23 protein-coding genes and 1 pseudogene are annotated in these 22,063 nt (G+C 73.8%); 15 read left to right on the top strand and 9 right to left on the bottom strand.

Translation table 11 applies throughout. The features are described 5' to 3' along the window. Both ACFRCR_RS06065 and ACFRCR_RS06060 read left to right on the top strand, forming a co-directional pair. Positions 1–485, top strand: a 485-nt coding sequence (locus ACFRCR_RS06065) for an N-acetylmuramic acid 6-phosphate etherase (protein ID WP_377676132.1), incomplete at its 5' end; no start/stop codon positions are given. A 378-nt stretch (positions 486–863) separates the two neighbouring features. Then, on the top strand, positions 864–1,520 hold the full coding sequence (locus ACFRCR_RS06060; protein ID WP_377676131.1) for a hypothetical protein: 657 nt from the start codon (positions 864–866) through the stop codon (positions 1,518–1,520). 77 nt (positions 1,521–1,597) lie between these two features. On the opposite strand, the gene ACFRCR_RS06055 is transcribed toward ACFRCR_RS06060, so the two are convergent. Then, a complete protein-coding gene (locus ACFRCR_RS06055) occupies positions 1,598–2,371 on the bottom strand; it encodes a YggS family pyridoxal phosphate-dependent enzyme (RefSeq protein WP_377676130.1) in 774 nt (257 codons plus the stop codon). Between the two features lie 73 nt (positions 2,372–2,444). Between ACFRCR_RS06055 and ACFRCR_RS06050 the strand changes: the two genes are divergently transcribed. Continuing rightward, a complete protein-coding gene (locus ACFRCR_RS06050; protein WP_377676129.1) occupies positions 2,445–2,834 on the top strand; it encodes a YccF domain-containing protein in 390 nt (129 codons plus the stop codon). A gap of 74 nt (positions 2,835–2,908) precedes the next feature. Beyond that, positions 2,909–3,661, top strand: a complete 753-nt coding sequence (locus tag ACFRCR_RS06045; RefSeq protein WP_377676128.1) for an alpha/beta hydrolase — start codon at positions 2,909–2,911, stop codon at positions 3,659–3,661. Positions 3,662–3,701: 40 nt separating this feature from the next. Here ACFRCR_RS06045 and ACFRCR_RS06040 read toward each other — a convergent pair whose 3' ends face one another. Together ACFRCR_RS06040 and ACFRCR_RS06035 are read right to left on the bottom strand one after the other, a co-directional pair. Further along, positions 3,702–4,529: an alpha/beta fold hydrolase gene (locus ACFRCR_RS06040; protein WP_377676127.1), complete on the bottom strand. Its 828-nt coding sequence runs from the start codon at positions 4,527–4,529 to the stop codon at positions 3,702–3,704. A 221-nt stretch (positions 4,530–4,750) separates the two neighbouring features. After that, positions 4,751–5,668: a DUF2249 domain-containing protein gene (locus tag ACFRCR_RS06035; protein WP_377676126.1), complete on the bottom strand. Its 918-nt coding sequence runs from the start codon at positions 5,666–5,668 to the stop codon at positions 4,751–4,753. Positions 5,669–5,740: 72 nt separating this feature from the next. Here ACFRCR_RS06035 and ACFRCR_RS06030 point away from each other — a divergent pair, with 72 nt between their 5' ends. The 7 genes and pseudogenes from ACFRCR_RS06030 to ACFRCR_RS06000 all read left to right on the top strand — a co-directional run bounded on the left by ACFRCR_RS06030 (position 5,741) and on the right by ACFRCR_RS06000 (position 13,276). Continuing rightward, positions 5,741–6,622, top strand: a complete 882-nt coding sequence (locus ACFRCR_RS06030) for a helix-turn-helix transcriptional regulator (protein ID WP_377676133.1) — start codon at positions 5,741–5,743, stop codon at positions 6,620–6,622. Continuing rightward, on the top strand, positions 6,622–7,806 hold the full coding sequence (locus tag ACFRCR_RS06025) for a hypothetical protein (protein ID WP_377676125.1): 1,185 nt from the start codon (positions 6,622–6,624) through the stop codon (positions 7,804–7,806). Before ACFRCR_RS06030 ends, ACFRCR_RS06025 begins: the two co-directional genes overlap by 1 nt. Continuing rightward, positions 7,803–10,607 carry a multicopper oxidase domain-containing protein gene (locus tag ACFRCR_RS06020; protein ID WP_377676124.1) on the top strand — a complete coding sequence of 935 codons (2,805 nt, stop codon included), beginning with the start codon at positions 7,803–7,805 and terminating at the stop codon, positions 10,605–10,607. The genes ACFRCR_RS06025 and ACFRCR_RS06020 overlap by 4 nt, the downstream gene beginning before the upstream one ends. A gap of 111 nt (positions 10,608–10,718) precedes the next feature. Next, positions 10,719–11,246, top strand: coding sequence for a hypothetical protein (locus ACFRCR_RS06015; protein WP_377676123.1), 528 nt, complete (start codon positions 10,719–10,721; stop codon positions 11,244–11,246). A 30-nt stretch (positions 11,247–11,276) separates the two neighbouring features. Next, positions 11,277–11,582 (top strand): annotated as a pseudogene (locus tag ACFRCR_RS06010) (5'-nucleotidase); the annotation flags it as partial. 34 nt (positions 11,583–11,616) lie between these two features. Further along, complete coding sequence (locus ACFRCR_RS06005) at positions 11,617–11,868, top strand: hypothetical protein (protein WP_377676134.1); 252 nt, start codon at positions 11,617–11,619, stop codon at positions 11,866–11,868. Between the two features lie 7 nt (positions 11,869–11,875). Next, the gene (locus ACFRCR_RS06000) at positions 11,876–13,276 is read left to right on the top strand and encodes a cystathionine beta-synthase (protein ID WP_377676122.1); all 1,401 of its coding nucleotides are present in this window, start codon (positions 11,876–11,878) and stop codon (positions 13,274–13,276) included. A gap of 107 nt (positions 13,277–13,383) precedes the next feature. Here the strand turns inward: ACFRCR_RS06000 and ACFRCR_RS05995 are convergent, their stop codons facing one another. From ACFRCR_RS05995 to ACFRCR_RS05980, 4 genes are all read right to left on the bottom strand, one after another. Further along, positions 13,384–14,097: a hypothetical protein gene (locus tag ACFRCR_RS05995; RefSeq protein ID WP_377676121.1), complete on the bottom strand. Its 714-nt coding sequence runs from the start codon at positions 14,095–14,097 to the stop codon at positions 13,384–13,386. 36 nt (positions 14,098–14,133) lie between these two features. Then, a complete protein-coding gene (locus ACFRCR_RS05990; protein ID WP_377676120.1) occupies positions 14,134–14,730 on the bottom strand; it encodes a TetR/AcrR family transcriptional regulator in 597 nt (198 codons plus the stop codon). Next, entirely contained in the window at positions 14,723–15,577 is an 855-nt protein-coding gene (locus ACFRCR_RS05985; protein ID WP_377676119.1) for an alpha/beta fold hydrolase, read from the bottom strand. Before ACFRCR_RS05985 ends, ACFRCR_RS05990 begins: the two co-directional genes overlap by 8 nt. A gap of 123 nt (positions 15,578–15,700) precedes the next feature. Beyond that, entirely contained in the window at positions 15,701–17,686 is a 1,986-nt protein-coding gene (locus tag ACFRCR_RS05980; RefSeq protein ID WP_377676118.1) for a glycoside hydrolase family 15 protein, read from the bottom strand. 204 nt (positions 17,687–17,890) lie between these two features. On the opposite strand from ACFRCR_RS05980, the gene ACFRCR_RS05975 reads away from it, so the two are divergent. Continuing rightward, on the top strand, positions 17,891–18,295 hold the full coding sequence (locus tag ACFRCR_RS05975; RefSeq protein WP_030150127.1) for an FKBP-type peptidyl-prolyl cis-trans isomerase: 405 nt from the start codon (positions 17,891–17,893) through the stop codon (positions 18,293–18,295). A 39-nt stretch (positions 18,296–18,334) separates the two neighbouring features. On the opposite strand, the gene ACFRCR_RS05970 is transcribed toward ACFRCR_RS05975, so the two are convergent. Both ACFRCR_RS05970 and ACFRCR_RS05965 read right to left on the bottom strand, forming a co-directional pair. Next, on the bottom strand, positions 18,335–19,597 hold the full coding sequence (locus ACFRCR_RS05970; RefSeq protein ID WP_377676117.1) for a class I SAM-dependent methyltransferase: 1,263 nt from the start codon (positions 19,595–19,597) through the stop codon (positions 18,335–18,337). 46 nt (positions 19,598–19,643) lie between these two features. Next, positions 19,644–20,513 carry a LysR family transcriptional regulator ArgP gene (locus ACFRCR_RS05965; protein WP_377676116.1) on the bottom strand — a complete coding sequence of 290 codons (870 nt, stop codon included), beginning with the start codon at positions 20,511–20,513 and terminating at the stop codon, positions 19,644–19,646. A 69-nt stretch (positions 20,514–20,582) separates the two neighbouring features. On the opposite strand from ACFRCR_RS05965, the gene ACFRCR_RS05960 reads away from it, so the two are divergent. The 3 genes from ACFRCR_RS05960 to ACFRCR_RS05950 are packed head-to-tail and all read left to right on the top strand — an operon-like array spanning position 20,583 to position 21,998. Beyond that, a complete protein-coding gene (locus ACFRCR_RS05960) occupies positions 20,583–21,194 on the top strand; it encodes a LysE/ArgO family amino acid transporter (RefSeq protein WP_377676115.1) in 612 nt (203 codons plus the stop codon). A 35-nt stretch (positions 21,195–21,229) separates the two neighbouring features. Continuing rightward, complete coding sequence (locus ACFRCR_RS05955) at positions 21,230–21,535, top strand: SelT/SelW/SelH family protein (RefSeq protein WP_377676114.1); 306 nt, start codon at positions 21,230–21,232, stop codon at positions 21,533–21,535. 10 nt (positions 21,536–21,545) lie between these two features. Beyond that, positions 21,546–21,998, top strand: a complete 453-nt coding sequence (locus tag ACFRCR_RS05950; RefSeq protein ID WP_377676113.1) for a DUF5680 domain-containing protein — start codon at positions 21,546–21,548, stop codon at positions 21,996–21,998. Positions 21,999–22,063: the final 65 nt, after the last annotated feature.

Genomic DNA, 22,063 nt, shown 5'->3' with positions numbered 1-22,063 from the left:
GCGGCCGCACCCCCTACGTGGGCGGCGCGTTCGACGTCGCCGCCGAGCGAGGCGCCGCGACCGTGCTCGTGAGCGCCAACCCGCAGGCGCGCCTCGCCTCGCGCGTCGACGTCGCGATCCTCCTCGACACGGGCCCCGAGGTCGTGACGGGCTCGACCCGGATGAAGGCCGCCACGGCGCAGAAGCTCGTGCTCAACACGTTCTCGACCGCGACCATGATCCGCCTCGGCAAGACGTACTCGAACCTCATGATCGACGTGCGCCCGACCAACCAGAAGCTGCGCGCCCGCATCGTGCGCATGCTCGTCCAGGCCACGGGACTCGGCACCGACGAGTGCGAGCAGGTCCTGCACCGGGCCGGCGGCGAGATCCACGTCGCGCTCGTCATGCTGCTCGCCGGCGTCGGCGTCGACGAGGCCCGCGAGGCGCTGCGCGGGGCTGGGGCGCCCGGCGTGCGCCGCGCGCTCGAGCTGCTGGGGGCCTGAGGCTCTGGGGCGCGCGACGTCCCTGGTCAGAGGGCCAGGTCGGGAAGCAGGCGGCCGCAAGGTCGGATCGCGACATCTGGCGCCGAATCGTTATCCGGCCAGCATGCGGTACACGTGTCCCACGGTCGAAGATTGGAGGACATCTCGCCGCACCACGCGGTGACGTCCGAACATTCTGGGGGAGTCATGGGAGCACGTCGTCGTCCATCGGTCGGAGCAGGGCCCGCCGCCTACGGCCGGGCCACGAGGGCAGGACTCGTGCTGGTCCTCGGCGCGACGCTCGCGGCATGTGCTACCGAGGCGCCCGTCGGCAGCGAAGGACCCGTCGAGACCGCGGGGACGACCACCGTGCCGTCCGCGGGGGACGACGTTGCGCAGGTGACCGCCGAGCTGGGAGCGTCCGTCGTGGCTCCGGCACCACCTCACGTCGACCCGTCCGCGATCCGGTCCCTGCTCCTGCCGGAAGCCGGGGTCCTCAGCGGCATCCCGGCGATCCAGGGGAACGTCGTGACGATCCTTCGTGACGAGCCCCGGGTACCCCCGGCGAACACCCAGTCCCCCGAGGACTGCGACATCGCGGCGATCCTCGCGGGACTCGGCACCAGTGGTTACGCCTTGCAGGACACCATCAGCCCCGGGGGGCGCCTCCAGCAGGAAGCCCACCTCTTCGCCGACGCGGCCGCGGCCGAGTCCGCCTACGCGATCGTCCAGGACCGGGCGGCGTCGTGCCCCGCCGTGACGATCGACTACGTCGAGGCCGGTGACCCGATCAGCGTCGAGGTCTCGGGCACCGCCGACACCACCGGGACCTTCCCCTCGCTCGCCCAGGACGCGCGCCTCTCCGCCGACGCCTACTGGGTGACCGAGGGCTACAACGGCTACGTGCTGGTCGGCAACGCGATCGTGCACTGGTCGGCCGACGCGGCCAACTATCACGCCGAGCAGATGCCGCGGGTCGACCGCGCCGTCCTGGGGACGCGCAGCGCCGTCGAGGCGGTCGTCCTGGCGCACCTGCAGCAGTTCGTGACGTCGTAGCGGCGCGAAGGTCGCCCGGCACAGGGCGCGGGACCGTCCACGTCAAGCGGACGGTCCCGCGTCCCGTTCCTCCCCGGTCAGCCGACGGGCGCGGTGGCGGTACGTGCCCCGAACACCGCGGTCCCCACGCGCACGATCGTCGCGCCCTCGGCGATCGCCGCCTCGAGGTCACCGCTCATGCCCATCGACAGCTCGCGCGCCTCACGCGTCCCCGGGGCCTCGCTCACGAGCACCTCGTCACGTATCCGGCGCAGCCGCTCGAACCCGGCGCGTACCAGCGCGGTGTCGGGGGAGTTCGCCCCGATCGTCATGAACCCCGTGAGGTGAAGACCCTCCAGCGCGGCGACCTGACGGGAGAGGTGCGCGGCGTCGTCGGGCGCCACCCCCGCCTTGGACTCCTCTCCCGACACGTTCACCTGGACCATGACCTCGAGCGTGCGGCCCTCGCGCGCGCAGCGGCTCGCGAGCGCCTCGGCGAGCGCGAGCGAGTCGACCGACTCGACACCCGTGGCCGTCGCGAGGACCTGGTTGACCTTGTTGCGCTGCAGGTGCCCGATCATGTGGACCCGCACCGAGCCGTCCGCGACCAGGTCGGCGAGGTCCGGTGCCTTGGCGACGAGCTCCTGGACGCGGTTCTCGCCGATCAGCGTCGCGCCCGCGGCGACGACCGCGCGCACCGCGGGGGCGTCCTGCGTCTTGGTCGCCACGAGCAGCCGCACCTCGTCCGGAGCGCGGCCTGCGGCGAGCGCCGCGGCGTCGACGCGGGCGCGCACGGCCGTGTAGCGGTCGGCGATCGTCCGGGACGGCTCGGCCGGGACGTCGGGGGGCGAGGCAGGGGAGGGGGAGGGCACGGGAGCAGTCTAGTTTTCCGACGGCGTCACCGGGGTGGGCGTCCGGCCGACGTCCGTGAGGCAGAATCGGGGCATGAACGCGATCCTGAACGTCATCTGGCTCATCTTCGCGGGGCTCTGGCTCGCGATCGGGTACGTCGTGGCGGGGATCGTCTGCTGCATCCTCATCATCACCATCCCGTTCGGCATCGCGAGCTTTCGCATCGCCGGGTACGCGCTGTGGCCCTTCGGACGCACCGTCGTCGACAAGCCCACGGCCGGCGCGTTCTCCACGATCGGCAACGTGATCTGGGTGATCTTCGCGGGGATCTGGCTCGCGATCGGGCACGTCATCACCTCGATCCCGCTGTTCGTCTCGATCATCGGTATCCCGCTGGGCATCGCGAACCTCAAGATGATCCCGATCTCGTTGCTGCCGCTCGGCAAGCAGATCGTGCCGACGAACGCGCGCTTCGGCGCCTGACGCGCGAGTATCGGGTGGTGCCCGCCGAGGGTGACTGTGTGGGCCGCCGAGGGTGACGCTGACCGTTGCCGACGGTGACCGCAGGTGACGACGACAGGGGAGCCATGCGCGACGGGAGCCGGGACCTGGGCCAGCGTCTGGGGCTGGGCCTGCGGCGGACCTGGTGGCGCGTCCGCGACTACGCCTGCGTGCTGCGCTGGCAGGCGACAGGGATCGTGTCCCGCATGGGTCCCGACGACCTGCGCCACCCCGACCGGCCCGTGGGGCCACCCGTCGTCCTCGTCCCCGGGGTGTACGAGTCCTGGCACTTCCTCCTGCCGCTGGCCACCCTCCTGCACGACCACGGGGTCGCGGTCCACGTGCTCCCCGAGCTCCGGGACAACCGGAGACCTGTCGCGGACGGCGCCGTCCTCCTCGCCCGGTACCTCCGGGAGCAGGACCTGCACGACGTCGTCGTCGTCGCGCACAGCAAGGGCGGGCTCATCGGGAAGCTCGCCATGGTGCGCGAGAGCCCGGGCCGGATCGCGTCGATGATCGCGATCAACACGCCGTTCGCGGGCTCCGTCTACGCGCGATGGTTCGTCGTGCCGGCCGTGCGGGCGTTCATCCCGAGCGACGCGACGATCGTGGCCCTGTCCGCCGAGCGCGCCGTCAACGAACGCATCACCTCGGTGCACAGCCGCTGGGACCCGCACATCCCCGCCGGAAGCACGCTCGACGGCGCGCACGACGTCGTGCTCGACACCCCGGGGCACTTCCGGCCGCTCGCCGACCCACGACTCCACGAGCTCCTGGTCGAGCAGATCGTCGGGCCGCGGCCGTCCTGACGTCCAGGCCGACGCCGTCGGCGTGCCGACGACGTCCTGGCTAGCTGCGCGGCAGCTGCAGGACGCGCGTCAGGCCGGGGGAGTCCGGGTCGTCGACGATCTCGACGCCGTCGAGCCAGGACCCGATGACGTGGGCGAGCTCGCCGGGATGGCTGAAGTTGATCGCGTGCGCGGCGCCCTCGATGAGGGCGACCGTGGTGTTGTCGCCCGCGAGTCGGCTCACCTCCCGCACACGCGCAGGAGGTGGCATGAGCGGGTCCCTGCTCCCGATGACCGCGAGCGTCGGCACGGTCGACCGGACGATGCGCTCCAACGACGGGAACCGGGTGAGCTCGCTGAACAGGTGGAACGTGTTGACCGGCCCGAACCGCACGTAGTCCGGGACGGCTACCCGAGCCATCTGCCGGCTCTCCCGCGGACCGTCCATCGCGAGCTGCCGGATCGCCCGGGCCAACCCCTGGTTGTGCACGCCGCCCGCGGGAGACACGAGGACGATGCGCTCGACGCGGTCGGGGTCGCTGTGGGCGACCTCGAGGCTGACGGGGCAGCCCATCGAGTTGCCGACCAGGACCACCTTGTCGAGCTCGAGGGCGTCGAGGATGCGGATCAGCGCGTGCGCCAGCGCCGGGATGCCGAGCGTGTAGTCCCACTTCTCGCTCCGGCCGTAGCCCGGCAGGTCCGGGACGAGGTTCGTGGCCCGCCCGGCGAGCACGCGGGCCGTCGGCATGAGGTAGGTGCCTGAGATCGCGAAGCCGTGCACGTGGACGATCGGCAGGCTGCCGGGCATCTCCGCGCTGCGCCGGTAGAACACGGGGTGCCCCTCGACCTCGACGGTTCCCTCGGTCCATCCGGTGGTGTTCGTGCCCATGAGGCCGATCGTGGCAGAGGGGGTGCGTGGGGGCCACCGGTGCAGGGTGTGATCGGCGCAGTCTCAGAGGAGGTACGAGGGCGGCTCTGGGGTAGAGATGCGGTCACCTGGGGTCCTGAGCCGCACCGCACCCCGGTCGGCCGCATCTCGTGGACCTTCGGCGGCCAGGTCGTCAGGAGCCCACCGCGCGACCCCGGTGGGCTCCTGACGGCCGCGCAGCGTCAGCGCATGAAAGCCAGCGCCCACGTCTCGGGGCCGCGCTCCAGGTAGTCGACCGTGAACGTGCCCGGCCAGCGGGCGTCGACCTGGGCCAGGAGCGGCAGGGGGTCGTGCGGGGCGAGCAGCACCATGCCGGCGCCGGGGGCGACGCCGTCGAGCGCGCCGAAGATCGTCGCGTGCCGGATCGCGTGGGGTACCGCGCGGGCGTCGAGGACGGGGAGGTTCCCGGCGTCGTCGTGCCCGCCGCACCCGCACGAGTGCCCGCCCGGGGTCGGGGCGGTCGGGTCCGTGGCCGGGTCGGCCGCCCGGGTCTCCTCGGGCGGCTCGGCGCCACCGCCGCACCCGCTGCCCGCACCTCCCTCGGAACTGCCGCACCCGCACCCGCCGCCGGCTTCGGCGGGCCCAGAACCGCCCGTCTGCCCGTGCTCGTGCCCGCCGAGCAGCTCGTGCATCCCGTCGAGGACGGTCGCGAGCGACACGTCGGAGGACAGGGCGAGCAGCGGCAGGATCTGCTCGTTCTCCTTGGTCATGTGCACCTCGAAGAGGACCTGGAGAGCGCGGCCCAGCGCGGCCGCGCGCACGGGGCTCGTCGCGTCGGCGAGCGCGTCGACGAGGCCGCCGATGACGCCGTGCTCGGCGATCATGGCGTCGACCAGGAGGCGGGCGTCCGGGGTGCGGTGCGCGTGCGGGTACATCGCGCCCTCCTCGGCGAGCGCGTGCGGCAGCAGGTCCGCGCGGGTCCATGCGACGAGCCGCTGGTGGGTCGTGACGGTCGCGGTCGCGTCGCCCGCTTCGACCGCCTGGACGAGGGCCTCGACGAGGAGGCCGAGGGTCCCGTTCATCTCGGTGTGGTGGGCGACGACGGCCTCGACCGCGCGTGAGTCTTCGGCCGAGGTGGCCAGGACGATGCTGCTGCTCATGACGTGGGTCCTCCGGGGCGGGCGTGGTTTCCGAACGCCTTCGACATTAGTACACTTTATTCCGTGGAAAATATGGAGCCTCCGGGTCAGGCAGGACGAGCGATCTCCCCGCGCCCGGGGTACGGCCCCCCGCCGGTCCGACGCCCGGTGCGCCCCGCCCGGCTGTCCAGAGCGCGGCTCGCGGTGCTCGACGTCCTCGCGTCGCAGTCCGAGCCCTGCACGGTCGCCTCCGTCGCGACGGCGCTCGACCAGCACACCAACACCGTGCGCGAGCACCTGGAGGGCCTGGTCGAGGCCGGGCTCGCGACCAGCGAGAACGCTCCGGCGCACGGGCGCGGACGCCCGGCCCGGCTCTACTCCCCGGCGACGGAGTCCCCGACCACGGCAGGAGCCGCCGAGTACGCGGGCCTCGCGTCGGCGCTCGCGGCCCAGATCGCTCGGTCGAGCGCCGACCCGGTCGGCGACGCCCTGGCAGCCGGACGCGCGTGGGGCGCGGACCTCGTCGAGGGCCAGGAGCCCCCGTCGGGAGAGCCCCCGACCGGCGGGCCGTCGTCCGGCGAGCGCGGCCACGGGCCGTGCGGCGAGGGAGCCGACGGCGCCGCGCGCCAGGCGCCGGCGGCGCCCCCAGGCGGGGAGTACGACGGAGTGCCCGGCCCGGACCACGTCGCGCGCGCCGCGCGCCACGAGGTCGTCTCCCTGCTGGACAGGCTCGGCTTCGCGCCGCGGGCCGACGACGACGCGGCCTCGGTCGCGCTGACCCGGTGCCCGCTGCTCGAGGCCGCGTACCGCAACCCCGAGGTCGTGTGCGCGGTGCACCTCGGTCTTGCCCAGGGAGCGCTCGAGCGCCTGGGGGCTCCGCGGGAGGGCACCTCGTTGCTGCCGTTCGCCGAGCCGGGCGCCTGCCGTCTGCACCTGCGCCCCCAGCCAGAGCCGCGCAGGGACAAGGCGTCGTGATGCGCCGTGCGGTCTTCGTCCTGCCTGCCGGACTCGCTCTTCTCGCGGGCCTCGACGCGGCGCTCCTGCTGCTCGGCCTGCCGGCTCCCGTCACGACCGAGCGCCTGCCCGTGGTCCACGGCGTGCTGCTCGTCCTGGGGTTCGTCGGCACGGTCATCGCGCTCGAACGCGCCGTCGCGCTGCGCACCCGGTGGGGATTCGTCGCCCCGGGTCTGCTGGGGGCGGGGGCGCTGGCGCTGCTCAGCCCTGCGCCCCTCGTCGTCGGGCAGGTGCTCCTCGTCGTCGGATGTGCCGCGCTGTGCGCGGTGTACGTGCCGCTGTGGCGGCGGCAGCACGACGACGCGGTCCTCGTCCAGCTGATCGGCGCGCTGCTCGCGACGGGTGGCGCCCTGCTGTGGCTCGGCGGGGTGGGTGTCGCGGACGTGCTGCCGTGGCTCGCGTGCTTCGTCGTGGCGACCATCGCGGGCGAGCGGCTCGAGCTCGCCCGCATCGCGTTCCTGGGCGCCCGCGGCGCGGACATGGTCCTGTGGGTCTGCTGGGCGCTCGCGGCCGGGTGCGTGGCCTCGCTGCTGTGGCCGAGCGTCGGCTACGCGGCCCTGGGCGCGGCGTTCCTGACACTGTGCGGCTGGCTCGCTGCGCACGACGTCGCGCGGCGCACCATCCGCTCGACGGGCCTCACCCGCTACATGGCCGCGTGCCTGCTCGCGGCCTACGCGTGGCTCACGGTCGCGGGTGCGGTCTGGCTCCTCGCGGGGCGCCAGGTCACGGGACCCGGCTACGACGCGGTGATCCACTCGATCTTCCTGGGATTCACGATCTCGATGATCATGGCGCACGCGCCCGTGATCCTGCCGGCGGTGCTGCGGGTCCGGCTGCCGTACACGCCCCTGATGTACGGGCCGGCCGCGCTCCTGCACGTGGGCCTGGTGGTCCGGCTCGGCCTGGGGGACGCGCGCGACCTCCCCGTCGCCCACCAGGTCGGCGGTGTCCTGAACGTCGTGGCGCTGCTCGCGTTCGTCGCCCTGATGGTCACGGTCGGGGTCCGCGCCAACCTGCGCCCCGCCGCGCCCGCCGCCGGGCCGACCACCGCCGCGACCACCACCACCGCCGCGCCCCCCGCCGCCGCACCCGGCCGACGCGACGCCGTCGGGCCGGAGCCTGCCCTCGAGGAGACCGCCCCGTGAAGCTCGACCTGTCCGCCGCCCCCGCCCCGCTGCGGCCCCTGACCGACCGCAGCGCGTGGCACCTGCGCGCCAACGCGCCCGTGGTCGGGTGGCTGCTGGCCACGGTCGTGGTCGCGGTCGGCCACCGGTGGGTCCCCGCCTCGCCCTGGCTGCTGGTGCACCTGCTGCTGCTCGGCGCGGTGACCAACGCGATCTGCGTCTGGAGCCAGCACTTCACCGACGCGCTGCTGAGCCGCCGGGCCACGCCCGCGTCGCGGCGGTGGCAGGTCGCCCGGCTCGTGCTGCTCAACGTCGCGGTCGTCACGACCGTCACGGGCATGGTGACCGCGACGTGGGTCGTGACGCTCGTCGGGGCCGTCGGCGTGGGGATCGCGGTCGCGGCGCACGGCACGGCCCTGTGGCTCCAGTCGCGCCGGGCGCTCGCCGCCCGCTTCCGGGTCTGCGTCGCGTTCTACGTCGCCGCTTCCTGGCTCCTGCCGTTCGGGGCCGGGCTCGGGGCGACGCTCGCGCGCGGCCTCGACGAGGCGTGGCACGTGCGCGTCGTGCTGGCTCACGCGGGCGTCAACCTGCTCGGGTTCGTGGGCCTGACGGTCATGGGCACGCTCCTGACGCTGTGGCCGACCATGCTGCGGACCAGGATGGCCGACGACGCGCCCCGCGCCGCACGCACGACGCTCTCCCTCATGCTCGGTGGGCTCGCGGCCGGTGTCGCCGCGGTGCTGCTCGCGGCGCCCCCCGTCGCGGCCGTGGGCCTCGCGACGTATCTCGCGGGTGTGCTGGTCTCGGTGCGGCCCATGGTCACGGCGGCCCGACGGCGACCGCCCGCCACCTTCGCGACGTGGTCGGCGGCGGGCGCGCTCGTGTGGCTCATGGGGTCGCTCGGGACGCTGACCGGTGTCCTCGCGCTCAGCGGAGGCTGGGAGACGGCCGCCGATCGCGTCGGGATCGTGACCGTGCCGCTCGTCGCGGGCTTCGTGGCGCAGGTCCTGCTGGGGGCGCTGACCTACCTCGTCCCCGTGGTGCTCGGCGGGGGACCGGCCGCCGTGCGCTCGACCACGGCCGTCCTCGAACGGGGAGCCGTCGTGCGGGTCGTGCTGTTCAACGGCGCGCTCGTGCTCTTCGTGCTGCCCGCGCCGAGCCTGGTGCACGTTTTCGCGTCGCTGACCGCGCTGGGCGCTCTCGTGGCCTTCCTGCCGTTGCTCGTCGGTGCGGTGCTCGCCCACCGCCGTGCGCGGCGCACGCCGTTCCTCCTGCCGACCGCCGACGACGTCGCAGCCGCCCACGCGCGCGGACACGAGGTGCGCGACCGGGCCGGTGGACGCCAGGCGCCACCCGTCGAAGCGGTGACGGGGCCGCGTCGCAAGGGCCTGGCCGTGGCTGCGCTGAGCGTCCTGCTGCTCGTCGCGGCCGGGGGAGTCGCCCTCGACCCGGCCGCGCTCGGTACCGGGAGCGGTGCGACGTCGGCGGCGGCCGGTGCCGAGGGGGCGGTCGCCGCGACGGGCCGGACCACGACGGTCGAGGTCGAGGCCGCGAACATGCGCTTCGTCCCGAGCGAGATCGAGGTGCCCGCCGGTGACACCCTCGTCCTGGTCGTGACCAACACCGACACCACGGTCCACGACCTCGCGCTCGACACCGGGCGGACGAGCGGCCGGATCGCGCCGGGCGCGACCGAGACGTTCGACGTCGGGGTCGTGGGGCGCGCGATCGACGGGTGGTGCACGGTCGTGGGGCACCGGCAGATGGGTATGGTCCTGACGATCACGCCGACGGGAGCGGCCGCCGTGCCCGACGCCGCGCCCTCCACGAACGCCGGGAGCGCGGGCGACCACGAGGACATGGCCGGCATGAACCACGGCTCGGCCGGCGCGGGCCCCTCCGGCGGCACAGCGCCGGGCGGCGCCACGCCCAGCGCCGCCGAGGACCTGGACCTCATGGCCACGCCCGGTGAGGACTTCACCGCCCACCCGGCCGCGCTCTCACCCGTGGGCCCGGAGACGGTGCATCGCGTGCGCATGACGGTCTCCGAGGCCGTGACCGAGGTCGCGCCGGGCGTGACGCAGCGGCTCTGGACGTTCGGCGGGACGGCCCCCGGCCCGACGCTGCGGGGCAGGGTCGGTGACCGCTTCGAGATCACGCTGGTCAACGACGGCACGATCGGGCACTCGATCGACTTCCACGCAGGTGCCCTCGCCCCCGACGAACCGATGCGCACGATCGCCCCGGGCGAGGAGCTCACCTACACGTTCACCGCGACCATGTCGGGCGTGTGGATGTACCACTGCTCGACCATGCCGATGTCGGCGCACGTCGCCAACGGCATGTTCGGCGCGGTCGTGATCGATCCTCCCGATCTCGCGCCGGTCGACCGCGAGTACCTGTTCGTCCAGTCGGAGTACTACCTCGGCCCCCAGGGCGGCGAGGTCGACATGGACCGGCTCGCGACGGGGGATCCCGACGTCGTCGCGTTCAACGGCTACGCCAACCAGTACGACGCGGCGCCGCTCCCGGCCCGCGTGGGGGAGCGTGTGCGCGTGTGGGTGCTGCCCGCGGGGCCCAACCGAGGGACGTCCTTCCACGTCGTCGGGGGCCAGTTCGACACGGTCTTCAGCGAGGGCGCCTACCGGCTGCGGCCCGGCAACGCCGAGGCGGGCGGCTCGCAGGTCCTGGGCCTCGCGGTCGCGCAGGGCGGGTTCGTCGAGATGGCGTTCCCCGAGGCGGGCAGGTACCCGTTCGTGAGCCACGCGATGATCGACGCCGAGCGCGGCGCGCACGGGTTCTTCGCGGTCACGGGACCGTAGCGGGCAGGGGTCGCTTCCGCGACCGTGGGCACGCCCGACGTAGGGTGTCCTCGGTCCGCTCGTACCCATCACCGGAGGCAGCATGCACGTCGACACCACGAGCCTGCCCGCATGAGCGAGGTCCGGATCGGGCGGTGCGAGCAGTGCGGCGGCGACGTGCAGTGGCTGCCGTGCTACGACGGGCGCCGTCGGGCCTTCGCGCTCGAGGAGGTCCGCAGCGTGCACGCGGGGGACGAGGTGCGCTGGTTCCTGACGTCGAACCGCGGAGCCGTGCCGGGCACGCAGCTCGCGTACAAGGCGACCATGCCGTTCCGGGTCCGGCACGTGTGCCAGCGCCAGCCCCAGGGGTACGGTGCGGGGGGCGAGGACGGCATCGACAAGGCCAAGGCGTTGCGCTCGGCGCCTCAGGTCCGCGAGTTCCAGGTGCGTCCGCCCTACCGGTTCGGCTACCGCTGGGAGTCGGAGTGGGGTCACATCGTGCACCCGGACCGGGGTCTGTGCGGCGCCAAGGTGATCGGCGAGATGACGCCGCGCGAGGCCGCGCGCCTGCCGACCATGCCCATGTGCAAGGAGTGCGTCATGAGGTACCGACGCCGCCACCCGCAGGACCCGGTGCGTCGTCCGACCGACCAGTCCTGACCCCTCCGCAAGCCCCGACGAAGGAGCACCGTGCCGCCCTACGACCTCGATCACCGGCTCGTCGTCGGTGTCTCCTCGAGCGCCTTGTTCGACCTGTCCGACTCGCAGCGCGTCTTCGACGAGCAGGGGATCGACGCGTACCGCGCCTACCAGGACGAGCACCTGGACCGGACCCTGCGCCCCGGGGTCGCGTTCGAGTTCGTCCAGCGCCTCCTGAGCCTGAACGACCTGTCGCCCAGCGCGCAGGACCCGCTCGTCGAGGTCTTCGTCCTGTCGAAGAACGACCCGACGACGGGCCTGCGCGTCATGAGCTCGGTCGCAGCGCACGGGTTGCCGATCAGCCGCGACCCTGTTCTTCGCGCTCGGGTTCGTGGGCGTCGGGATCTGGAGCTTCCTGGTGCTGGGCTCGCTGCTGAGCACGGCCACCGGCGACCCGGCCACCGCGACGAGCGGGATCGCCCTGGCGTCGGTGCTCTACCTGGCCGTCGCGGGCGGGCTGAGCGCCGCCGTCGGGCGGTACTTCGCACGCGACGCCGCGGACCGTCCGCTGCTCGTCGTGATCCTCGGTGTGAGCGTCGCGCTGTGCGCCGTGCTCGGCGGAATGGCCCTCGGCAGCGCATGATCGGTGCATGAAGTTCGCACACCACATCTCTGACCTCGTCGGCGGGACACCCCTGGTCCGGCTCGGATCGGTGACCGACGGCCTCTCTGCGACGATCCTCGCCAAGGTCGAGTACCTCAACCCTGGCGGGTCCGTGAAGGACCGCATCGCGCTCAAGATGATCGAGGCGGCCGAGGCCTCCGGGGAGCTCGCGCCCGGCGGCACGATCGTCGAGCCGACCTCGGGGAACACCGGGGTCGGCCTCGCGCTCGTGGCGCAGCGCAAGGGGTACGACTGCGTGTTCGTCTGCCCCGACAAGGTGAGCCAGGACAAGCGCGACGTTCTGACCGCCTACGGCGCGCGCGTCGTCGTGACCCCCACCGCCGTGGCCCCCGACCACCCCGACTCCTACTACTCGGTCTCGGACCGGCTCGTCGCCGAGATCCCCGGGGCGTGGAAGCCCAACCAGTACGCCAACCCCAACGGTCCCGCGTCCCACTACGAGAGCACGGGCCCCGAGATCTGGGGCGACACCGACGGTCTCGTCACGCACCTCGTGGCCGGGGTCGGGACCGGTGGCACCATCACCGGGACCGGGCGGTACCTCAAGGACGTGTCGGCCTCGCGTCCGGCCGGTGGGCGGGTGCACGTCGTGGGTGCCGACCCCGCCGGGTCCGTCTACTCGGGCGGCGACGGTCGTCCCTACCTGGTCGAGGGCGTGGGCGAGGACTTCTGGCCCGCCGCCTACGACCCGACGGTGCCCGACGAGATCATCGCCGTGACCGACGCCGACTCGTTCGAGATGACCCGCCGGCTCGCCCGCGAGGAGGGACTGCTCGTCGGCGGCTCGTGCGGCATGGCGGTGGTCGCCGCGCTGCGGCTGGCCCGCCGGCTCCAGGACGAGGACCCCGAGGCCGCGGCGCGTGCCGTGATCGTCGTGATCCTGCCCGACGGCGGGCGCGGCTACCTGTCCAAGATCTTCAACGACTCCTGGATGCGGTCCTACGGGTTCCTCGACGCCGAGGAGGGCGTGACCGCGGGAGACATGCTGCGCTCCAAGAGCGGCCAGCTGCCCAGCCTCGTCCACACGCACCCCGGCGAGACCGTCCGCGACGCGATCGAGATCCTGCGGGAGTACGGCGTCTCCCAGATGCCGGTCGTCGGGGCCGAGCCGCCCGTCAAGATCGGCGAGGTCGCGGGGGCCGTGAGCGAGCGGGAGCTGCTCGACGCCGTCTTCTCCGGGCGCGCCTCCCTCGCCGACCGCGTGGACAAGCACATGGAGGCGCGGTTCCCGCTCATCGGGGCGGGCGAGGGGGTCGCGGCGATCCGGGCCGCGCTGCACGACGCCGACGCGCTGCTCGTGATCGACGACGGCGACCCGGTCGGGGTGCTCACGCGTCACGACCTGCTGGGCTTCCTGGCGCACTGACACCGGCTGGTACGCCGGCCCGCCGAGGGTGACGGACACGCCCGCCGAGGGTGACGGACACGCCCGCCGAGGGGGACATCGGATGTCACCCTCGGCGCTGGTGGCGGTCACCCTCGGCGAACGGGGGTCACCGGCCGATCCAGGTCGCCCTCGGCGTCGGGGCGCACAGCCCACGCCACGAGCCAGCAGCCCACGGCCAGCAGCACCCCGTGCACGATCCGCCCCGCCGGCGGCGTGAAGAACTGCGGCAGGTACAGCACCAGGCCCGCGGCGAGCGGGATCCCGGTCCACCGTCGAACCAGCCCGCCGCGCCACACCGCCACGGCGGCGAGCACCCCGCTCGCGCCCACGGCGAGCAGCCCCAGACCGAACAGCGTCACCGCGACGGGCTGCATGCGGACCGCGTCGATCGTCGGCAGGAAGTCGAGGGCACCGGTCGTCACGGCGTCGTGCGCGATCGCGTGGACCCCGAAGATCTCCGCACCGAAGTACGGCAGGACGAGTCCGGCACCGAGCCAGCCCGTGACGACCGCGCCCGACGCCGGAGCCTGGCCCCGCGTCCCGGCCAGCCGTCCGCGCAGCGCGACGAAGGCCGCGGGGAGCAGCCAGAACCCGGCCGCACCGCACAGGTGGGCCGCGATCCAGCGTCCCGAGGCGAGCGCGGCCGCGAGCTCGGGCGTGGCGACACCCTCGGGGACCCACGGGCGCAGGAGCGGGAAGGCGAGGAAGAGAACGCCCGCGGCCGCGAGTAGCAGCGCTCCGGTACGGGGACGGACGAGGCCCAGGTCGGGGCGGGTCCGGTCGATCGACGGTGCGTTCATGGCGGCTCTCCTTCGGCGGGTGGGACGGCGGTCGTGTCAGGACGGCGCAGGGTCGGCGAGGTCCTCGATCCCGGCCACGAGCAGACGGACGAGGACCTCGAAGCTGTGGTCGACGTCGTCGGGCAGGCCGAAGCCGCCCATGAGCTCGAGCGAGACGAACCCGTGGACCGCGGACCGGACGGCGCGGATCGCGTCGATCGTGCGGGCCGCCGGGAGGTCGAACCCGCGCAGCACCGCGACGATCACGGCGACCGTCTCGGCGCCCGCGAGCGAGAGCGGGTCGTCGTCGGCGGCGCCGAGGTCGGGCGAGAGCTGGATCGCGGCGTACCGGCCCGGGTGCTCGCGCGCGAAGTCGCGGACGGCCCACGCGAGCGCGGACAAAGCGTCGGGGCCCGAGCGGCCGATCGTCGCGGCGGCGGTCGCGCGCGTCAGGTCGTTCACCGCCACGAGCGCGACCGACCGGCGCAGGTCGGCGAGCGAGCCCACGTGCTTGTAGAGGCTCGGGGTCGCGACCCCTGCCGCGGACGCGACCTTGGCGAGGGTGAGGTCCGCGAACCCCTGCGCTCCGCCGTCGTCCACCACGCGCAGCGCGAGGGTTGTGACGCCCTCACGGCTCAGCCCGGCCCTAGCCACGGGCGTTCCAGCCCTGGGCGTCGGCGCGCAGTCCGGCGAGGAACGTGAGGGTCGCAGGCGCGACGACGTCGGGCGCCTGGTGCTGCGGGTAGTGCCCGACGCCGGGGACCAGGTGCCCCTGGGCGCCGACGACCTCCTGGATCCAGGCCAGCTCGGCGCCCTGATCGGCGAAGTCGGGGTCGAGCGAACCCATGAAGGCGATCGCGGGGGCGTCGACCTCGGGGAGGCGCGCCTCGACGGGTGCGTGCGTCAGGGCCAGGGCCAGGTCGCGGAAGCTCCGCAGACGGCCGGGCTCGCGCATCGAGGCGCGGATCGCGGCGACGTGCTCGGCGTGCCAGGGTGCCTTGCGACCCTTGGTCAGCGTCGAGTAGAAGCCCGCCCAGGCGGCGGCCCCCCACGGGCGAGCGAGCGCGACGCGGTAGAGCAGCCGGCTCGCGGCGGCCTTCGCGGCGCCCGTTGCGGGGTCGCGCAGGAAGGGGCCGAGGAGGACGAGGCCCGCGACGGCGTCGGGAGCCTCGGCAGCTGCCCACGCGGCGGCCCCGGCTCCCATCGAGTTCCCGACCAGCACGGCCGGACCGCCCAGATGCTCGACGAGAGCCAGGAGGTCCTGGCCGGTCGCGACGTCACCGTGCGTGCGGAAGGTCGTGTCGCTGTCTCCGTGACCGCGCAGGTCCAGGACGGCCACGCGGTAGCCGGCTTCGACGAGCGGGGGGACGAGGTCGCGGTAGGTCGAGCGCAGGTCGCCCATGCCGGGGACGGCGACGACGAGGGGGCCGGTGCCGGTCACGGTGTACGCGATGCGGCCCTCGGGGCGAGGAAGGAGTTCGACGGTGTGGCGAGTGCTCATAGCGTAAAGGCTAATGCCATTAGCCACGGATGTGCAAGGGGTGGAGAGCTCGAGTTCTCCGTCACCCTCGGTGGGCGGGTCGGTCACCCTCGGCGGGTCGGTCACCCTCGGCGGGTGGGTGCGTCACCCTCGGTGGGCCGCCTCGAAGTGGCCCGTCCCGTCCCGACGCTCCTCGGCCCGCACCACGTGCACCACCGCGTTGATGAGCGCCAGGTGCGTGAACGCCTGCGGGAAGTTCCCCAGGTGCCGCCCCGAGTGCGGGTCGATCTCCTCGGCGTACAGGTTGAGCTCGCTCGCGAACGACAGCAGCCGCTCGCACAGCGCCCGCGCCCGGTCGAGCTCCCCGACCTCGACCAGCGCCGACACGAGCCAGAACGAGCAGATCGTGAACGTCCCCTCCTCGCCGGACAGCCCGTCGTCGGTCTCGTCGGTGCGGTAGCGCAGCACGAGACCGTTGACCGTGAGCTCGCTCGCGATCGCGTCGACCGTCGCGACGACGCGCTGGTCGTCGGCCGGCAGGAACCGCAGGAGCGGCACGAGCAGGAGCGAGGCGTCGAGCGCGTCGGACCCGTAGCGCTGCACGAAGACCCCACGGGGGTCGACGCCGTGCTCGAGCACGTCGGCGTGGATCTCGTCGGCGATCTTCTGCCACTGCTCGGCGTAGTCCTGCTCGTCGTACATGCGGGCCAGGCGGGCGCCGCGGTCGAGCGCGACCCAGCACATGACCTTCGACGACGTGAAGTGCTGGGGTTCGCCGCGGACCTCCCACAGGCCGCGGTCGGGCTCGTGCCAGTGCCGCGCGGCCTCCTCGACCTGCGCCTTGAGGACGGGCCACAGAGACTCGGGGAGCTGCTCGCGCGACCGGGCGTGCAGGTACACCGAGTCGAGGACGGCCCCCCACATGTCGTGCTGCTGCTGGTCGTACGCGGCGTTGCCGATGCGCACGGGCCGCGCGCCCTCGTGGCCCGAGAGGTGGTCGAGCGTGCTCTCCTCGAGCCGGTCCTCGCCGCCGACGCCGTACATGATCTGCAGCTCGCGGTCGTCGCGGCACACGTCGTGCACGAACGCGAAGAAGTCGTTCGCCTCACGGTCGAGGCCCAGGGTGTAGAGCCCCCAGAGGGCGAACGTCGAGTCGCGCACCCACGCGTACCGGTAGTCCCAGTTGCGCTCGCCGTGCGGGGTCTCGGGCAGCGAGGTGGTCGCGGCGGCGAGCAGCGCTCCCGTCGGGGCGTAGGTCAGGCCCTTGAGGGTGAGGGCGCTGCGCTGGAGGTAGGAGCGCCACGGATGGTCGGGGAAGACGCCCTGCGTGATCCAGTCGCGCCAGTACTGCTCGGTGCGTCCCATGGCGTCGGCGGCGTCGGGCCACGTGGCGGGCGCGGGCCGGTCCGACCACGACAGCGCGACGTACGCCCTGTCGCCCGCGGCCATGCGTGTGCGGCCCTGTGCGCGACGGTCCTCGACACCGAGGCGCAGGCTGCTGCTCAGGCGCAGGTCGGGCGTCGTGGGGTGCGCGACGCGCGTCACGAGGCTCTGGTAGGTCTGCCCGTCGTACTCCCACCGGGCGGCCTCGCGCCCGTAGTCGGGCAGCGGTTCGCACACGACCTCGACGTCGACCGTCCCGTTGACGCACAGGATCGTGCGCAGCAGCATGTGCTCGGCGTCGAAGTCGGTGGGGGTGCGCCGGTGCGTCTGGGAGCGCTGATCGACGTTGTGCCACGGCCCCATGAGCATCGCGTCGCGCACCACGAGCCAGCCCGTGGGCGTCTGCCACGTGGTCTCGAGCACGAGCGTCCCGGGGATGTAGCGCCGCGCCACGGGCACGCGCGCGCCGTACGGTCCCACGCGGAACGAACCCGCACCCCGGTCGAGGACAGCCGCGAAGATGCTGGGCGAGTCGGGCCGCGGGACGCACATCCACTCGATCGCGCCGCTCGGTGCGACGAGCGCGTTGCACTCGCAGTCCGAGAGGAACGCGTACTCCGCGATCCCGGGGAACGCCGAGCGCCTGCCCGTCGGCACCTGCGCCCCGCCCGCGTGCGTCACGGGTGCGTCGAGGTCGGTCGTGTCGACGGGGCGGGCGGTGTCGGGCTCGTCGTCGAAGGAGTCCATCCGTCCAGCGTGCGCCTGCGCGCTGCGGTTGTCAGGCGGGAAGGTGCCCGACGGCGGAGCGCACCCGGCGCGGTGCGGTGCGCTCCGCCGTCGGGCACGGAGCGGGCGGCAGGGCCGGGGCGAGGACCATGGGCGGGCCGCGAGCTGCCGCCGCCCGCTTAGGCTTGTCCCCGAACCCCGCAACTCCATCCGAGAGGTAGCACCATGAGCACGCAGCTCCCCACCGCGTCCGGCTCGTTCGGCGACAAGCCGGTCCTGACGTTCCCCGAGGGCGGCGCTCCCGCCGGCCTCCAGGTCCAGGTCCTCGAGGAGGGCAGCGGCCCGGTCGTGACGGCCGGCCGCACGATCGTCGTGCACTACCTGGGTCAGGTCTGGGACGGCGGCATCTTCGACACGTCGTACGACCGTGGCGAGACCATCAGCTTCCCCATCGGGACCGGTGCGGTCATCGGTGGCTGGGACAAGGGCCTCGTGGGCCAGAACGTCGGCTCGCGCGTCCTGCTCTCGATCCCGCCGGAGCACGGCTACGGCATGCGCGGCGTCCCTCAGGCGGGCATCGGCGGCACGGACACGCTGGTCTTCGTGGTGGACGTCGTCGGGGTCCAGTGACCTCGACCCCTCGCACCTGACGGGCCGGGCCCCGGGTTCTCAGCGGGCGACGCTGCGCGTCACCGTGAACCTGGGGTCCCGGCCCTCCTGCGTCGTGGGCCCGACCGCGCGCTCGAGCGCGGGCCGGTAGCGCAGGTGCGAGTTGTACACCGTCCACAGCTCGCCGCCGGGGCGCAGCACGCGGCCCGCGGCCGCGAACATCCGGTGCGCCGCGTCGGTGCTCAGGGCCGCGCCCTGGTGGAAGGGCGGGTTGCACAGCACGACGTCGGCGCTGCGGTCCGCGAGCGAGGACCCGACGTCGTCGCGCACCACCCGGACCCGGTCGCTCACACCGGCGGCGACCGCGGTGGCCTGGGCCGAGCGGACGGCCGCCTCGGACTGGTCGGTCGCGACGACCACGGCGCCCGGACGCGCACGGGCGAACGACACGGCGAGGATGCCCGTGCCGCAGCCAAGGTCGACGGCGTCGTGCGCTCCCGGCGACACCCGGTCCAGGAACCCCAGCAGGAAGCGCGTCCCGAGGTCGAGGCTCGCGCCTGCGAACGCGGCACCGTACGCGACCACGTCGAGGTCGAGCTCTGCCAGGTGCCCCGTGACCGGGTAGGTGAGGTCGGTGCCGGGCCGGGGGCCGCGGGCCACGAGGACGCGGGACTTCTGCCGTGCGAGGCTGGCCCGGACGTCCGTGAAGGACTCCGCCAGGACGTCGTTCATGGCCGTCGTCATGTGCTTGAGCCTGGCCCCCGCGAGCAGGACCACGTCGGGGGCCGCGAAGTGCGCGACGTGCTCCGCGACGTCGCGCAGCGCCGCGAGCGAGCGCGGGAGCTGGAGCAGCACGACGCGCGCACCGCGCAGCAGGTCCTCGCCCAGCGGCAGGTGCGTGAACGCGTCGGCCAGGCCGGGGAAGTGTGCCTGCGCCTTGTCGGCGTTCCGGTCGAGCGCGACCTCGCCCGTGACGGCGTCCTGGTGCACGCGGAGGCCCGTCAGCCCGTGCGCCACCGCGGTGCCCAGCGTCAGCGCCCCGAACCGGTCGTCGATCACGACGACCTCGCCCGGCCCGGCGGTCGCGAGGGCGCTCGCGGCCTCGTCGAGCAGCAGGCGGTCGGTCGCGTCGACCGCGACGAGCGTCGGGTCGGGGTCGTGCGTGGCGCTGCCGGAGCGGCGCTCGGGGCCGGGGTGCGCGGTGGGAGAGAAGCGCTCGAGCCCGGCGAGGAGGAGGTCCCGGGCGGCGAGCGAAGGGTCGGCCGACGCGTCGGGGTGGGCGGCGTCGTCGGGCAGGGGACCGTCGCTGGGGAGAGGGGGCACGGGACAAGTCTGCCCTGCTCGGGCGCCCCGGGCGGGGCGCCCGAGGTCACCGCAGGTGGGCGACCGCTGCCGCGCGGACGGCGGCGGCCACCCGGTCGAGCGTGGGGGAGTGCAGGCGCCACTGCTGCCAGTACTGCGGCACGGTCAGGCTCGCGGCGTCGTCGAACCCGACGAGCCGCCCGGCGGCCTCGCCGTCGTGGCTCTGGAGGTCGGGCAGCATGCCCCAGCCCATGCCGAGCTCGACCGCCCGCAGGAACTCGTGGGAGGCCGGGACGAAGTGGCGGGGGCCGCCCGGGCGGCGACCCAGGTAGCGGTCCTGGAGGTCGTCCTTGCGGTCGAAGACGAGCACGGGTGCGACGGCGAGGGCCGCCGTCGTGGGACCGTCGGGGAGCCACCGCTCGACGAACGCGGGGCTCGCCATCGGGCGGTAGCGCATGCGGCCGAGGGGCGTCGAGCGACAGCCCGGCACCGCGACCGAGACCGACGTGACCGCCGCGACGGCCGTCCCGTCGCGCAGCAGGTCGATCGAGTGGTCCTGGTCCTCGCGCAGGATCTCCAGCCGCGCCCACGCGGAAGCCTCGGCGAGCACGGGCAGCGCCCACGTGGTCAGGGCGTCGCCCGTGATGACGAGGGTCAGCTCGGGGGTGCTGCCCGAGGTCAGGTCGAGCTCGGCCAGGACCTCGGCGTGCTGGAGCGCGAGATGGCGCGCGTGCCGGACGAGCACCTCGCCCGGGGCGGTGAGCGTCGCCGGCCGGCCGCGACGCACGAGCACCTGACCCACGGCTGTCTCGAGGGCGCGCATCCGCTGGCTGACCGCCGACGGGGTCACCCCGAGGCGCTGGGCGGCGGCGTCGAACGTGCCGGTGGTCGCGATCGCGTCGAGCGCGCGGAGCTGGTCGGGCTGGAGGTCAACCATGAGCAGATCTTATGGTTCGACAGAATCATTCGCTGTACTGAATGGTGGACCGTGCCTACCGTGGAGGACGTGCTCTCCCTCTCCCCCCTCCTCGCCGGCCTCGGCACCGGACTGTCCCTCATCGTCGCGATCGGCTCGCAGAACGCGTTCGTGCTGCGCCAGGGTCTGCGCCGCGAGCACGTCCTGCCCGTGGTGCTGGTGTGTGCGCTCTCGGACCTCGTGCTCATCGCGGCAGGGGTCGCGGGCCTGGGGGTGCTGGTCTCGCGGGCCCCCGTGCTGCTCGCGGCCGTGCGCTGGGGAGGGGCCGCGTTCCTGCTGGTCCTGGCGGTGCAGGCGGCCCGGCGCGCGCTGCGCCCCGCGACCCTCGAAGCAGCCGAGGGGGGCTTGAGGATGTCGGCGGGGGCCGCCGTCGGGACCGCCCTCGCCCTGACCTGGCTCAACCCGCACGTCTACCTCGACACGGTCCTGCTGCTCGGCTCGGTCGCAGCAGGGCACGGTCACGACGGGCGCTGGGTCTTCGGCGTCGGGGCGGGGATCGCGAGCATCGTGTGGTTCACGACGCTCGGCTTCGGGGCGCGTGTGCTCGCGCCGGTCTTCGCGCGACCCGTCGCGTGGCGCGTGCTCGACGGTGTCATCGCGCTCGTCATGGCCGTGCTCGCGGTGATGCTCGTGGTCAGGTGACGCGAGACGGGCGCCGCCTCTGGCACGCTGGGCCCGTGGACGAACAGACCGACGTGACCCCCCGCGTGACCGTCACCTACTGCACGCAGTGCAACTGGATGCTGCGCGCCGCATGGCTCGCACAGGAGCTCCTCACGACCTTCGGCACGAGGCTGACCGAGGTCGCCCTCGTGCCCGGCACGGGCGGGATCTTCCAGGTCCACGTGGGCGACGAGCTCGTGTGGGACCGCAAGGAGAAGAAGGGCTTCCCGGAGGTGCCCGTCCTCAAGCGGATCGTGCGCGACCGCGTCGCCCCCGGCCTCTCGCTCGGCCACACCGACCGTGTCGGTGGTGCCTCCTAGCATCGGCGCCATGCTCGCCGACGACGCCCACGCGTTCCTCACCCGCGCCCGCGCCCGGACCTACGCCGCAGGGGAGGGGAAGACGACCGCGATCCTCGCGGGATCCGTGCAGTACGAGTTCGCCGAGGGGCCCTGGCTCTATCGCGACGTGTACTACGTCGGCAACGGGATCTTCCCCGGCATCGAGGTGGTCCACCGCGACGGCGTGCCGGTGTGGTCGGTGTCCTACTCGGGTGACTTCTCCTCGATGAGCGAGGGGCAGGCGGACCTCATGCTCCAGCCCGCGCTCGTCGAGCACGCGGCCACGACGCGTACGCACGAGTCCGTCGACGCCGACTACGGGGCGTTCCGGTACACGTGCCGGGGCGAGGGGACCCGGGACGCGTTCCTGGGCCGGGAGGAGATCACCGCGGGCGGCGAGCTCGTCTACTGGCTCCAGTACGCGGGCGGCTTCGTCGGGTGAGCTCCCGGGGCCGCGTCCGGACCGCCCGGCCTGTCGGGTGGTCCGGGGTTGGCGTGGCGCCCCAC

It is taken from the genome of Oerskovia sp. NPDC056781, from assembly GCF_042789955.1.
Lineage (GTDB): Bacteria > Actinomycetota > Actinomycetes > Actinomycetales > Cellulomonadaceae > Oerskovia > Oerskovia rustica.
The sequence above is the reverse complement of the archived record's forward strand: the minus strand, read 5'-3'. Positions and strand labels throughout refer to the sequence as shown.